The 13,280-nt window shown below is 56.8% G+C and carries 14 protein-coding genes and 1 tRNA gene; 11 read left to right on the top strand and 4 right to left on the bottom strand.

Annotated features, from left to right (window positions below; genetic code table 11):
• The first annotated feature begins 99 nt into the window (after positions 1–99).
• The 5 genes from AD948_RS12270 to AD948_RS12250 all read left to right on the top strand — a co-directional run bounded on the left by AD948_RS12270 (position 100) and on the right by AD948_RS12250 (position 2,919).
• Entirely contained in the window at positions 100–567 is a 468-nt protein-coding gene (locus AD948_RS12270; RefSeq protein ID WP_156479022.1) for a hypothetical protein, read from the top strand.
• Positions 568–641: 74 nt separating this feature from the next.
• A tRNA-Arg gene (locus AD948_RS12265) sits at positions 642–718 on the top strand.
• 236 nt (positions 719–954) lie between these two features.
• Positions 955–1,368, top strand: coding sequence for a hypothetical protein (locus tag AD948_RS12260; RefSeq protein ID WP_167541315.1), 414 nt, complete (start codon positions 955–957; stop codon positions 1,366–1,368).
• A 97-nt stretch (positions 1,369–1,465) separates the two neighbouring features.
• A complete protein-coding gene (locus AD948_RS12255) occupies positions 1,466–1,867 on the top strand; it encodes an Ivy family c-type lysozyme inhibitor (RefSeq protein ID WP_061472207.1) in 402 nt (133 codons plus the stop codon).
• A gap of 11 nt (positions 1,868–1,878) precedes the next feature.
• A complete protein-coding gene (locus AD948_RS12250; protein WP_061472206.1) occupies positions 1,879–2,919 on the top strand; it encodes an MBL fold metallo-hydrolase in 1,041 nt (346 codons plus the stop codon).
• Between the two features lie 69 nt (positions 2,920–2,988).
• Here the strand turns inward: AD948_RS12250 and AD948_RS12245 are convergent, their stop codons facing one another.
• Positions 2,989–4,371: a lytic transglycosylase domain-containing protein gene (locus AD948_RS12245; protein ID WP_248846013.1), complete on the bottom strand. Its 1,383-nt coding sequence runs from the start codon at positions 4,369–4,371 to the stop codon at positions 2,989–2,991.
• Positions 4,372–4,582: 211 nt separating this feature from the next.
• Here AD948_RS12245 and AD948_RS12240 point away from each other — a divergent pair, with 211 nt between their 5' ends.
• Positions 4,583–6,181 carry an L-lactate permease gene (locus AD948_RS12240; RefSeq protein WP_058988350.1) on the top strand — a complete coding sequence of 533 codons (1,599 nt, stop codon included), beginning with the start codon at positions 4,583–4,585 and terminating at the stop codon, positions 6,179–6,181.
• A 156-nt stretch (positions 6,182–6,337) separates the two neighbouring features.
• Here AD948_RS12240 and AD948_RS12235 read toward each other — a convergent pair whose 3' ends face one another.
• From AD948_RS12235 to AD948_RS12225, 3 genes are all read right to left on the bottom strand, one after another.
• Positions 6,338–6,640, bottom strand: a complete 303-nt coding sequence (locus AD948_RS12235) for a putative quinol monooxygenase (protein ID WP_006558342.1) — start codon at positions 6,638–6,640, stop codon at positions 6,338–6,340.
• A 177-nt stretch (positions 6,641–6,817) separates the two neighbouring features.
• On the bottom strand, positions 6,818–7,747 hold the full coding sequence (locus AD948_RS12230) for a TPM domain-containing protein (protein WP_156479021.1): 930 nt from the start codon (positions 7,745–7,747) through the stop codon (positions 6,818–6,820).
• A 3-nt stretch (positions 7,748–7,750) separates the two neighbouring features.
• Positions 7,751–8,344, bottom strand: coding sequence for a LemA family protein (locus AD948_RS12225; RefSeq protein ID WP_035378161.1), 594 nt, complete (start codon positions 8,342–8,344; stop codon positions 7,751–7,753).
• A gap of 239 nt (positions 8,345–8,583) precedes the next feature.
• Between AD948_RS12225 and rfaD the strand changes: the two genes are divergently transcribed.
• From rfaD to AD948_RS12200, 5 genes are read left to right on the top strand one after another with little or no spacing between them, the layout of a single operon-like run.
• Positions 8,584–9,564 carry an ADP-glyceromanno-heptose 6-epimerase gene (gene rfaD / locus AD948_RS12220; RefSeq protein ID WP_061472204.1) on the top strand — a complete coding sequence of 327 codons (981 nt, stop codon included), beginning with the start codon at positions 8,584–8,586 and terminating at the stop codon, positions 9,562–9,564.
• A gap of 41 nt (positions 9,565–9,605) precedes the next feature.
• On the top strand, positions 9,606–10,451 hold the full coding sequence (lgt, locus tag AD948_RS12215) for a prolipoprotein diacylglyceryl transferase (RefSeq protein WP_061472203.1): 846 nt from the start codon (positions 9,606–9,608) through the stop codon (positions 10,449–10,451).
• A gap of 11 nt (positions 10,452–10,462) precedes the next feature.
• Complete coding sequence (locus AD948_RS12210; protein WP_061472202.1) at positions 10,463–11,491, top strand: class I SAM-dependent methyltransferase; 1,029 nt, start codon at positions 10,463–10,465, stop codon at positions 11,489–11,491.
• Positions 11,488–12,309, top strand: coding sequence for a peptidoglycan editing factor PgeF (pgeF, locus tag AD948_RS12205; RefSeq protein WP_061472201.1), 822 nt, complete (start codon positions 11,488–11,490; stop codon positions 12,307–12,309). The genes AD948_RS12210 and pgeF overlap by 4 nt, the downstream gene beginning before the upstream one ends.
• Positions 12,306–13,247, top strand: a complete 942-nt coding sequence (locus AD948_RS12200) for a hypothetical protein (protein WP_058988346.1) — start codon at positions 12,306–12,308, stop codon at positions 13,245–13,247. Before pgeF ends, AD948_RS12200 begins: the two co-directional genes overlap by 4 nt.
• Positions 13,248–13,280 lie beyond the last annotated feature (33 nt).

The raw sequence follows: 13,280 nt of genomic DNA, 5'->3' as shown, positions 1-13,280 counted from the left end.
TAAATAAGCATTTCGCCTGCCAATCAGCCTTCCTGCCCTGGCGGTGGCGCGTCTTGCGCCACAGGCGCTTCCGCCTCACATCATAGCCACAACAGGAGTGTGTTCATGATAACAGATGCGTCCAAACACCGTTCTCCCTTGGCCCGTAGCCGGAAATCCTTTGCCGCCCTGACCACCAGCCTTACGGTGGTCGCGGCCCTGTGCGGCGCAGCTGCGCCAGCAGCGGATGATCCCTATGGAGACTGGGTCGGCATTCTGGTGAAAGACCAGGGCCATAATTGCCCGGTCAACGGCACATCCCTGCTCCAGATCCAGCCCAAACGCATGATTTTCACGCCGGAGATGGGGTCACTGGTTCTGCGTGGCAAACCAGACAAGGCAAAGCAGCATTATCATGCCCAGCTTGTGATGGAAGACGCAAACCACAAGCCGCTCCCCATGGTTTTTGAAGCGCATCCGGTGGGGGACACGTTTGAAGGCGTGTACGGCACACCGGAATGCCGGGCCCATATCACGCTGAAAAGGCCGGAAAGCCGCAGCTGGAAAAACTTCCTCGGGAACGACTGATAAAAAAAATCATAAAAATTTCAAAAGGGGGGTTGCCAGCCCCCCCATATCTCGACTAGAAACCGCCTCACGGCGCACCCGTAGCTCAACTGGATAGAGCACCAGACTACGAATCTGGGGGTTAGAGGTTCGAGTCCTTTCGGGTGCGCCAGAATTTTCCCGCAAAATTCAAAAATGGCGTTTCAGGCAAACATTCTTCAATAATGTCTCCTTCCGCAGCAGACTGATCTCTGTTGTCAGCCTTCTGCCTCTCGCTATCTCCAAAATGAAAATCTGGACGGAATATTTGCCGCATCCGCTCCATCGGGCATACTCTCCCACAATGTGGGCTGGAGACCTGTTTCCTGAGCCCGGTTGCCTGATGTGAATGGAAGTTACCGCGCCCTGATGAGACAGAACGCAACGGCATACACCGTGGCATGCCTGCTCCTGACAAACTGCCACAGCGTCGCCCATAAGGCCCGGACGGATCTTATCGGGCTAACCCGCCCCGAACTTCTCTCCTGTGCAGGCGTTCCTGATGCAGCCGAAACACGGGATGGCCAGGAAGTGCTTGTATGGAAACAGGATCAGAATGTGGATGGCGGGGTTTCCGTCAGCACGCCTTTCCTGATTGGTGTTTCAATCGCTGGCCGAGGCACATGCCATTTTGTGGCCACCCTGCGGGATGGAAAGGTCAGCCGTGTCTCCTACACCGGCCCATCCCAGACCCTTTACGGCCCCCTCGCCGCCTGTGAACCGCTGATCCGGGATTGCGAACATTATGCGCAGACAGAACGAACCCCTGCCGCACCCGGATAGCAGGGCCCGCATTGTCGTATTCAGGCACGTTCTTCACGAATGCAGATCATATTTTCTGCTGCAACACGCGGGCCAAACCAGAAAAAGGACCAACACCATGCGCTGCCTCAAGATCACCCTTCTGACGCTTTGCCTCGCCACACCGGCACTGGCCCAGAACGGCACCTACACAGCGGAACTAGCTCACGGTCCGAAATTCGCCAAGGCCTATCAGAAAATGGCTCAGGTTCCCGCATGGGTCACTGGTAAGGATGTTGTCTCTGTTCCCACCAAAGCCATAACTCTTTCAGGCCATTCCTATACTGTAGGGCATTTATGCAAACCGCACGATTGCGGGGATAATCAACTGGATATTGTCTTCGCGGATGACGGAAAAGCCACATGGGGCCTACTGTCCCGCATGTATGGCAAAACCCTGTATCAGATGCCACTGGGCGAGCCGGAACCTGCCATTCTGGATGCCCTGCAAGCCTCCTACCGTAGCAACAATCCAAACTGACCCTGTTTTCCATGTCTTTTATAAAAAGCATTACCCGCTTGCTTGGGGCCGCTCTGGCTGGGAATGCTTTTTGGGCACAGCCTTCCTGGTCAGAAAACGCTCGTTCCCCTGCATCTGCACGCACGGGGTTTGATATTCTGGTTCTGGGTGCGCGCGGTGGCGTGCAGGACGGCAATCTTTCAGCCTACATGATCAACCCGCACGGTGAGCATCGCGCAATCCTGTGTGATGCCGGAACCGTTGTAAATGGGCTAAATGAAGCAGATCATCTTGGAAAATTAACCGATTTTTCCAAATCCAACCAAACAGCACTCACATCTGCCGGTTATGTGCTGCATCATGTTATTCAGGGTTATCTGATCAGCCACGCCCATCTCGACCATATTGCCGGTCTTGCCATCAGCGCGCCGGATGATACGCCCAAACCACTTTACGGCCTTCAATCTACCTTGGATGATCTGAGCCAGTATGTATTTAACTGGCACATATGGCCTAATTTTTCAGATCATGGGAACGCCCCATTTCTAAAAACCTATACATATCAGCCATTGATACCGACACATTCTCAGCCCCTGCAAAACACCGCAATGAACGTCACAGCATGGCCGCTCAGCCATGGCCCCGTCACATCCACTGCATTTTTGATAAAATCTGGCTCGGACGCCCTTCTCTATCTGGGTGATACAGGCCCAGACCCCGTAGAAAAAACACATAAACTTCAAACACTATGGCGTGCAGTGGCCTCGGATGTTCAGAAACATCAGTTGAAGGCCATTATTATGGAAGCCTCTTATGATAACAGCCGTCCAGACAATGTTCTTTTTGGGCATCTGACACCCCATTGGGTGTTGAAAAACTTACATGATCTGGCACAGGAAACAGGAGACGCTGCCAGCTTGCAGGGGATGACCGTGGTGATTAGCCATATCAAATACACCCTGAACACAGGCAAAAAGATACAGGAAACCATAAAACGGCAACTCGAAACCGAGAATGATCTGGGTGTAAACTTTGTTATTGCAGAACAGGGCTTACGCCTGCATGTGCATTAAACGTTGCTGATTTTCTTAACCTTGCGTGTAACGTCTCTTTTAAAAACTGTGTTTTCCAGCTACGCGTCGTCAGCTTTTTCTGACTGGAATACACGGAACAGACTCAGCTTGCAGAATCTGACAGACACCCGCTGGCCCTTGCGTATTTTCGGCAACCAACTGCGCACGGTAGAACGATCTTCCTGAAACCTGAACAGAAGCCACCTTTGGCGTGACCTTCAATGCACGGGAAGCCAGTACCCGTGTGCCCTGATCTGCAACCCGCCTGGCCTCCGCATAAGAAGAAAATGCTCCTACCTGCACCATGGATGCCGTTCCGGTTCCAGACATGCCTGTGCTGGAAAAATCTGCTTTCTGCCTAACTGATGGCAGAGCCAGAACATGCGCAGGATGTCCTACGCTACCAGAAGCAGTTTTGGGCGCGACCCCATAAGGCACAAATGCCACCGCAGGCTGAAGACGGGCCGCAGCCTCCCGCCTCTGCTCCGCCAACGCAGCGGCTCGCCCTTCTGTTCCTGCCGGATTGGCAGGAGCCGTAAGAGACGCAGTTACAATCTGTGCCCGATCGGCTTGGGCGGGAAACGCTGCCTGATCTGGCGCAGTCTCTTCAGCAACCAGAACCGGTGCAGCCGTATCAGGCACAGGATCAGGATGCGGAGTATCCCTGTCCATCAGGCAAGGACCTGTTGGATCATAGGCTGCGTTAGGATCACGCAGACAGCCATCGGCTGTACGCGTAAGGTCCGCACGGGCATAGAACGCATCAGGTTCCGTGCTCGTGGCACCAGTCTCACTTGCTGGCACAGGGGCCCATTGCCCTCTTACAGCAACGCCACCGCCCAGATTGGGCGTAATGGCTGCAACGTAATTGACTGTTTCATCCGGCAAGGGGCGGCCTGAATTGAGATAGGCATCTACCCTGTCCGGCCCCGCATTATAGGCAGCCAGAAAACCCGGTGCGCCGTACCGATCATACATCAGACGAATATAAGCCGCTCCTGCCCGAATATTGTCTCGTGGATCGTACGGGTCAGAACCCAGACCGTACTGGCTCTGCATATCCGCATAGGTTGCGGGCATAAGCTGCATCAGCCCCATTGCCCCTGCCCCGGATGTTGTCAAATCTCCATTCAGATACTGCTTTCCACCCGATTCCTGATGCATGACGGCACGAATCCATGTTTCGGGAATAGAAAACCGCCGGGCCGCATCCTGAATATACGGCCCCCATGGATCACTGGCAGGCCCGGGTGGGCGGTACGTTGGAGAAGATGGGCGCGCCACAAAGCCTCTTGAAGCCCACGCTTGAGAAACTGACTGATACAGACTGTAAGACGCCGCATATCCCCGCACAGGCACCACGGTCGCACAGACCAGAAGGGCCAACGCACCTGCTATCCGCCTTTCTTTCGGCGCGCCTGCAATTCCTTTTTTCTCTGTCGGCCTGTGCATTATCATACACCATTTTTTATGTCTGCCTTATGCAGGCTATCTGTGTTGGCTGATCTTTCCGGCAAATTTTCGGCAGCCAGCACGCCATAGCGTCATACTAACCCTGCATGGTGTATCACACAGAAACGTGACGTTACCTTTATTGCATACCAGCCATTATACTGTGCGACCTTCCTCGTGCAGGAAGCAACACTGCCTTGAAGAGACGCTTATGTTTACCCAGCCTCTTGTGCCTGTTGGGAACAATCTTGTTCTCTCTTTTCTTCTTGCTGCCTCGCCTATTATCGTCACGCTTATTTTAATGGGTGTTTTACGCCGCCCGGCATGGCAAGCCACCCTTGGGGGGCTGATTATTGGCCTTGTCATGGCTGTTGCCGTGTGGGGCATTCCGTCATCTCTGGCATTTGCAAGCGTCAGCAATGGCATGGTGTTTTCCATCCTGCCTGTCATGTGGATTGCGCTCAGTGCCCTGTTCCTGTTCAACATTGCCATCCAGACAGGCCGGTTTGATGCCTTTCGCATGTGGATCATCACCCACCTGCCCAATGACAGGCGTATTATGCTGGTTGTTCTGGGCTTCTGCTTCAGCGCGGCACTTGAAGGCGTGGCGGGATTTGGCACGCCGGTCGCCATTACCAGCGCCCTGCTGATCATGCTTGGCTTCCCCGCGCTGGAAGCCCTGACATATGTGCTGATTTTCAATTCCGCGCCGGTCGCCTTTGGCGGGCTGGGCATCCCCATTACGGTTTTGGCGTCCATTACCGGCCTGCCTGCCACCACACTGGGCAGCACCATCGGCCTACAGCTTGCACCGTTTGCGTGCCTGATCCCGTTTTACGTAATGGCGCTTTATGCTGGCTGGCGTTCCGTCAAGCAGTTGTGGCCCGTTCTGCTTGTGGCTGGCGGTAGTTTTGCCGTCACCATGGTGGTTGTCTCTACATGGATCACCTACAGCCTGAGCAACGTGCTGTCTTCCAGCATTTCTCTGGTGGCCACCATTCTGTTCCTCAAATTCTGGCAGCCCGTGCCTGATCCGGCCTACGCCGTTGATGAAGCCTATCTGGCTCAGGCTCCGGCCCAGACAGGACACTGGAGCGGACCACACTGGCAGGGCTGGATTCCGTGGATTGTTGTCGTTCTGGTTGTGATCGTGTGGGATTCCCTCCACATCGCCAAGATTGGGGCGACACCTGTGCACTGGCCGGGGCTGGACCAGCAGGTCTTTATCTCCCTCTATCAAAAACCCTACGCAGCCGTGTGGAACTTTGAGCCTCTGGGCACCGGCACGGCCATTCTGGTTTCTGCGTTGCTGACGGCGCTGATCACCCGCATTTCTCCCCAGAAATTCTGGGCTGCACTAAAAACAACCGCCAGACAGGGGTGGCTGGCAGTTATCACCGTAGCGCTCACCATCGGGTTGGCCTTCCTGATGAATTACTCAGGCATGACCTACACACTCGGTTATGCCGTAGCCTCCACCGGTATCCTCTTTCCCTTTGTTTCCGTTTTTCTGGGATGGATCGCCGTTTTTCTTACGGGGAGCGATACCTCTGGCAACGCGCTCTTTGGCAATCTGCAGGTTGCTGCGGCACACCAGCTTTCTCTGGACCCCGTGCTGTTCGCCTCCGCCAACTCTGCCGGTGGCGTTATGGGTAAAATGATTTCACCCCAGAACATCACCACAGGCGTGGCTGTCACCTCCCTCAAAGGGCAGGAGGGCGTAGTCCTGGCCCGTACCTTCAAGCACAGTATTTTCCTTACGCTGCTGATGGGCCTTGTGGTTGTTTTTCAGCAATACGTTCTGCATTAACGCCTACCTACGGCTGGTAGAACCCAACTAAACAGCACAAAAAAACCGGGCAAAGCCTTGTGGCCATGCCCGGTTTGAAAGTGGCTTCACAGCCCCGGCCCGACAGAAACAAAGGCCATACCTTGCCCCGCCGACCTGTTCCGCCCTCTGCTTTTATTATTCGGCTACCAACGGTTGCAGAATGCGCAAGGAGATCGGTTCAGCTACGCTGTCTTTAATGCTTTCGGCCAATGTCTTGAAATGCGGCGTTTCCATATGGTCCTGCAACGCCTGCCGGCTGGCCCAACGTTCAATAAAGACAAAGGTCTGCGGATCATCCAGATCACGGTTGGGAACGTACTGAATGTTGGTCGCTTCTGCGCGTGACGCCGGAACACAGGCTGCCATGGCGTCCGCCACAATTTTTTCCTGACCCTTCTTGGCCTTGACCACAGCCACGACGGTAATTTCCTGAGACATCGTTTTCCCCTGTTCTTGCAACCTAGTCTGATCATGGCAGGCCAGTTGGCCTGATGGTCCTTTACGGCCCCAGAACCACCTCACCCGCCTTCTTCTGCTGAGATATCAAATACCTATCGGCCAGCTACGCCCTGTATATTACGGGCAAGCCAGCCAGATCACCACCGCACTGTGCTCTCACCAGCTATCCCGTGCGCCGCCCCCGCCGGAATCCCCTCCGCCGGGCCGGAATGGATCAGATGGCCCGCTGCTGCCTCCTCCACCGCCGCCACGACGGCCTCCGCCGCTTTGCAAAAACGCAGAGAGAAGGTTGAGCCCTATATTCAACGCCAGAGACCAACCCGGGCTGGGTTGACGGTTTTCCGGCGGCACATATCCACCCGGATACCGCATGGCCCGCTTTCTGGCGCGGCGCATCATGATGAAGGGCAGCACAACAAACAGGCCAATCACCACAACCAGCCCCACAAGCGCTTCCACCGCATCTGTTGACGGATCAACCTGCGATGCCGCACTCACACTGGCAGGATTGGACGGTTCGGCATGGACCAGAATATCTGCCAGCGCATTCACTATTCCGTTCAGCGCCTGCGCATACTGGCCTGCTTGAAGCGCTGGCCGTGCGGCGCGGAGAATGTCGGAACTCTGAAGGTCCGTCAGAACGCCTTCCAGTCCGTATCCCACTTCTATGCGGGACTGACGGTCTGGAATATCCAGAACAATCAGAACGCCATTATCTTCGCCCTTGCGGCCCAACCCCGTGGCGTGGAAGGCCTCATTCGCATAGCTGTCAATATCATCCACATGCCCCGGCAGAGAGACGGCAATCTGCGGATGACCGGGAAGTGTCTGAGAGAGAGAAAACAGCTTGTGAGTCAACGCCTCCGCATCCTGCGCGGAGAGCACCTGCTGCGGATCATTCACCCATTGGCTTAATGGAGCGGCATCCTGCGCCTGTGCAGGCAGCAAGGACAAAACCCCCGCCACCGAGAGAACGCACAGCACCAGAGCAACGCGAAGCACGCCGCATAGAATACGCACAGGCCGGAGCACGGCATCACGGGATATGGAAACCTGCAACATGGCCTGCGCCCTACTGAACAGCACGGATCAGTGCTTGGAGAAATCAACCACCGGCGGTGTCTGCGCTGCCGGAGAAGCTTCATAATAAACGCGGGTATGGTAGCCCAGAATGCCAGCCAGCAGATTACCGGGGAAACGCGCTACTGTCTGGTTATAGGCCAGAATGGCCTGCTGCAGCCGCTGACGTGCAACGGTAATGCGGTTCTGTGAGCCTTCAAGCTGCACCATCAGGCGGGTAAAATCCTGATTGGCCTGCAACTGGGGAGACTGCTCCACCACAGCGTTGATGGCCTTGATTTCCTGGGCGTTACGGGTCTGAGCCTCCAGAATTTTTTCCTGCAGGGTTTTGTCATCCACAGTGCGCGGATCAATCTTGTTCAGCGCGGTCTCACCCGTGCGGGCCCCCGCATAATCTGTCAGCGTGTCATGCTCATGCGTGGCATAGCCCTTTACCGTATTCACCAGATTGGGAATCAGGTCAGACTGGCGCTGCACTTCGTTCTGCAACTGCCCCATCTGTTCCTGCACGCGCTGATCCGCGCTCATGAACCGGTTATAACTTGTTCCAAATATAAAAATCAGACCGACGATGAGAATCGCGGGAACAAGAAGCTTCTTCATCAAGAAATCCTTTAGAAACAGAGGAGGCGCACCTGATTACGGAGCCATGTAAAGCCCGGTGATGCCCCCATTCCGCTCTTCATTAAGGCAAAAACCGCTCAAACGCCTCCCAATTCTGACTATCCTTGCCTATTGGCCCACCCTGATGCAGGCACACCACAGCGGTTCAGAAGCCAAAAACAGTCCAGGCCCCCTTGGCAGCTTGGAGCGCGCGAGAGACCCCTTTATACTCCGCCGCCATGATTATCATCACCGGTGGCGCCGGTTTCATTGGCTCCTGTCTTCAGGCTGCTCTCGCCAAGCGAGGGCAGGATACTCTTGTTGTGGATTGGCTGGGCTCCGACCTCAAATGGCGGAATCTGGCCCGGCACGCTCCCGCGCGGCTCATTCCCCCCGAAGAGCTTGACGCTTTTCTGGAAACCAACCCCAAAGTGGACGCCGTGTTCCATATGGGAGCGATCAGTGAAACCACCGCGCGGGATGCGGATCTGGTGTGGCGCACCAACATCGCCCTTTCCCGCCGCCTCTGGCACTGGTGTGCGCGCAATAACACCCGCTTCATCTATGCCTCCTCCGCTGCCACCTATGGCGCGGCAGACAGGCCGGAACTGTTTTCGGATGACCCCGCCAAGCTGAACACGCTTGAACCGCTGAACCTGTACGGGTGGTCCAAGCATGTCTTTGACCAACACGTCATGAAAGCACTGAAGCAGCGCGCTCCACGGCCTCCGCAATGGGCGGGGCTGAAGTTCTTCAACGTTTATGGCCCTAACGAATACCACAAAGGCAAGATGATCTCTGTGGTGAAGGTGAAGTATGATGAGGTGATGGCCGGAAACCCAGCCCGCCTGTTCCGCTCTGATCGCCCGGACATTGCCAATGGTGCGCAGGCGCGTGATTTCATCTGGGTGGAAGATGTGGTGAAGGTCATGCTCTGGCTGTATGACAACCCCGCCGTTTGCGGCCTGTTCAACTGCGGCAGCGGCACGGCGCGCACCTATCTGGATCTGGCCCACGCCGTGTGTGATGCGGCAGGCGTTGCCCGCAAGGTGGAGTTCATAGACATGCCGGAAAGTCTGCGCGGACAGTATCAGTCCTACACACAGGCGGACCTTACGCGCCTGCGCGCTGCAGGCTATACGGAGGCGTTTACACCCCTTGGAGAGGGAATCCGCCGGTACGTGCAGGACTATCTGGCCACCGGCAATCCATACCTGTAACGCCTGCCCTTCCTCCTCAGCCCTACTGGATCATCCTCTGCATGCTGCCTGTTCTTCTCTTTCCCCAGTTTGACCCTGTACTGGTGCATCTGGGGCCGCTTACCATCCGCTGGTATGCTCTCTCCTATATTGCAGGCATCGTGCTGGGCATCGCCCTGCTTCGGCGGCTCGTCAGGCTGGCGCCCCGAGCGGGCACAGCAGAACAGGCTGACGATTTTCTAGGGTGGGTCACCCTTGGCGTGCTGTTGGGCGGACGGCTCGGCTATATCCTCTTCTACCAGCCGGGCTATTACCTCACGCATCCTCTCGCCATTCTCAAAGTCTGGCAGGGTGGCATGTCCTTCCATGGTGGAGCACTTGGCGTGATTATCGCGATGGCGCTGTTTACCTGGTACAATCGCATCAATTTTCTTGCCTTTGCTGACCGCGTTACGGTGGCCGTGCCAATCGGGCTGGGGCTGGGCCGGATTGCCAACTTCATCAATGGCGAACTCTGGGGGCGGGAAGCGCCAGCCAGCTTGCCCTGGGCCATGATTTTTCCGGATGCCGGAGGCATTCCCCGCCATCCCTCCGAACTGTATGAAGCGCTGACAGAAGGGCTGCTGCTGTTTCTGGTCATGTTCGCAGCCTCTCGCAAACAGAGCCTGCGCGAACGCCCCGGCTTTCTGGCCGGGCTGTTTCTTGTGGGTTACGGCTGTGCCCGCAGTTTCTGCGAATTTTTCCGTGAACCAGATTCCTTTCTCGGTTTCCTGCCGGGCGGGCTGACCATGGGGCAATTGCTGTGCATTCCCATGATTATCGCTGGTGGTGCGCTGATCATGCATGCCCGCCGCAGCCCCGCTTATGCAGGCTTGCCGCTTACGGATGCTGAAACCGCTGAATCCTGAGACTGCGAACCATGCCTCCCCTCCCCCCCGAAGCCGAACGGCTGGATGTGTTCATGGCGCGCGCCAATGCCCGCTATTACGCAACGCACCCCTTGCTATCGGACTTCATCACTGCGCCTGAAATCTCGCAGGTCTTCGGGGAACTTCTGGGGGCATGGGCCGCCATGGTCTGGGTTAGCATGGGCCGCCCGAACCGCATCATTCTTGCAGAAGCAGGACCCGGGCGCGGCACCTTGATGGCGGATGCCCTGCGGTTGATTTCCAAGCAGGTGCCAGCTTTTGCCCAGTCCCTTGAGGTGCATCTGATTGAAACCTCGCCGCTGATGCGAAAAGCTCAGCAGACCGCCCTGGCACGCTACACGCACCCCACCTGGCATGACACGCTGGAAAGCCTGCCTGACGGACCGATGATCCTGCTGGCCAATGAATTTCTCGATGCCCTCCCCATCCGCCAGTTTGAACACACCCCAAAGGACGGCTGGCAGGAACGCTATGTACAAGGTGCATCGTTCTGCCTGGCTCCCTGCGCCCCACCAGTTCTGCCAGATGGCCGAACATTGGAAGACAACAGCGTGGTGGAGGTTTGTGAACCTGCCCTCGCCGTGGCCCAGATGCTCGGCCAGCGCTTCTGCCACACACCGGGAGCAGCTCTGTTTCTTGATTACGGCCATTCTTCCAGCCTGACCGGAGACTCCTTGCAGGCATTGCGGCATGCTCGGCCGGCCCACCCCCTTGAAGCCGCCGGGGAAGCCGACCTGACCGCCCATGTTGATTTCACAGCTTTTGCCGCACAAGCACGGCAAGCAGGTGCTCAAACTTACGGGGCGGTCACACAAGGGACGTTTTTACGTGCTCTAGGACTGATGGAACGGACCGAACAGCTTGCAACCCATGCCAGCGAGGAAGACGCCGCCATGCTCCGCAGTGGTGCTCAACGCTTGGCGGCACCGGAAAAAATGGGGCACCTTTTCCGCGTTCTGGCGCTCACCAGCCCCACCCTGCCTGCGCCTCCCGGCTTTATGAAAGGACCGGCTGCATGACCTCCGGCATCCGCCCCAGCACCTCTCAGCCTTTTGGCACTAAGCCTTCTCCTTTAACCAGCCCCTTGCTGTCCGGCACGCGGCACGGGTTTTTTACGCGTGAAGGCGGGGTCTCCACCGGCCCCTACGCCAGCCTTAACTGTTCAACCCGCGCGGGGGATGATCCGGCCAATCTGGCGGAAAACCGCCGCCGTGTTGCGCAGTGGATCGGCGTATCCGCAGACAATCTGCTCGGCGTTACGCAGGTTCACGGCAAGCGCGTTATCACGGTAACTGAGCCCTGGCCGTTTGGAGCGGGAGAAGAAGCTGATGCCATGGTCACCACACGCCCGGATGTTGCGCTAGGCACCATAACCGCAGATTGCGCTCCCGTGCTGTTTGCCTCGGCCGATGGCCGTGTGGTGGGGGCTGCCCATGCCGGATGGCGTGGTGCATTGGCCGGAGTTCTTGAAGCAACCCTGAACGCCATGCAGGATCTGGGCGCAACCCCGGCAGACATACGGGCCGTAGTTGGCCCCTGTATTGCACAGGAAAGCTATGAAACAGGCGAGGACATGCACCACGCCATTGTCTCCGCTGACCCACAGGCTGCTCGTTTTTTTGCACCGGGCCAACGCCCTAACCATTACCAGTTTGACCTGGCCGGATGGTGCGTGTTCCGGCTTGAACGTGCAGGCATTGGCCATGCCGTAGCTCTGGGTGTTGATACGATGCGTGATGACAAACGCTTTTTCAGCCATCGGAGACGTACACTGGCTGGTGGCGGGCCTATCGGCCACCAGATTTCCGTTATTGCACCAGGAGTCCTGAACGGATGACATCTTTCTTGCGTCAGACAGCCCTTCCTCTCTCGGCTCTGCTTCTGCTGGCTGGCTGTCTGGATGTCCCTCATCCGTTTTCCAACCCGGGGAAAGAAGCCAAGCAGCTTGCGGCGAATGCTCCGCCTTCCCGCCTGGATATTCCTACCCCTGCGGACTCTCTTCTCCCCAATGATGGCGCGCAGGTGTGGGCCAAGGATCTGGCAACAGAACTGCTGCAACAGACCATTCCCGCCATGGCCCAGCCGGTACGCAAGGGGGACTGGTGGCTAAAAGTGCGGGCGGAAATGCGCGGCGATCAAGTTGTACCTGTTTATATGGTCATGACGCCCAAAAACGAGATCCGCGCGACGCAGGAAGGCGCACCTGTGCCCGCGCAACAATGGTCAACAGCCGATGCCCAGATGCTGAACCTTGTGGCAGCGGATGCCGCCCCCCGCATTGCTTCTGTTTTGACCGGCATTCAGGCGGACGACATGGAAAAAGACCCGCATAGCCTGAAGCATCGTGCCGCACGGGTTTATTTTACCGGAGTTACCGGCGCACCGGGGGATGGTGATATCTCCCTCTCCCGCGCGTTCGCCGCATCCTTCCGCAATACGCCAGACACGTTGCAGAACTCACCTGAAAATGCGGATTTCACGGTGAAGGGACACGTCAAGCTCACACCTGGCCCCACAGGCACCACAGGCCACCCGCAAGATCACATTGAGATTGTGTGGCAGGTTCTGGATAAAGCAGGCAAGGAAGCCGGTGCCGCCACCCAGTTGCATGATATTGATGCTCATTCTCTAGACCAGTATTGGGGCGATGTCGCGGTTGTGGCCGCGCAGGAAGCCGCGGCTGCGGTGGACCAGATTATTGACCGCTATTCAGGCAGGGAAAACGCGCCCTTGCCAGCAGGAACTCCAAAATCCAAAAATCAGGACAAGAAATAAGACTCTCACTCGTCACGGTCGAACTGTGGAGCA

The organism is Acetobacter senegalensis, assembly GCF_001580995.1.
GTDB lineage: Bacteria > Pseudomonadota > Alphaproteobacteria > Acetobacterales > Acetobacteraceae > Acetobacter > Acetobacter senegalensis.
This window is presented reverse-complemented; position numbering and strand designations above follow the sequence as displayed.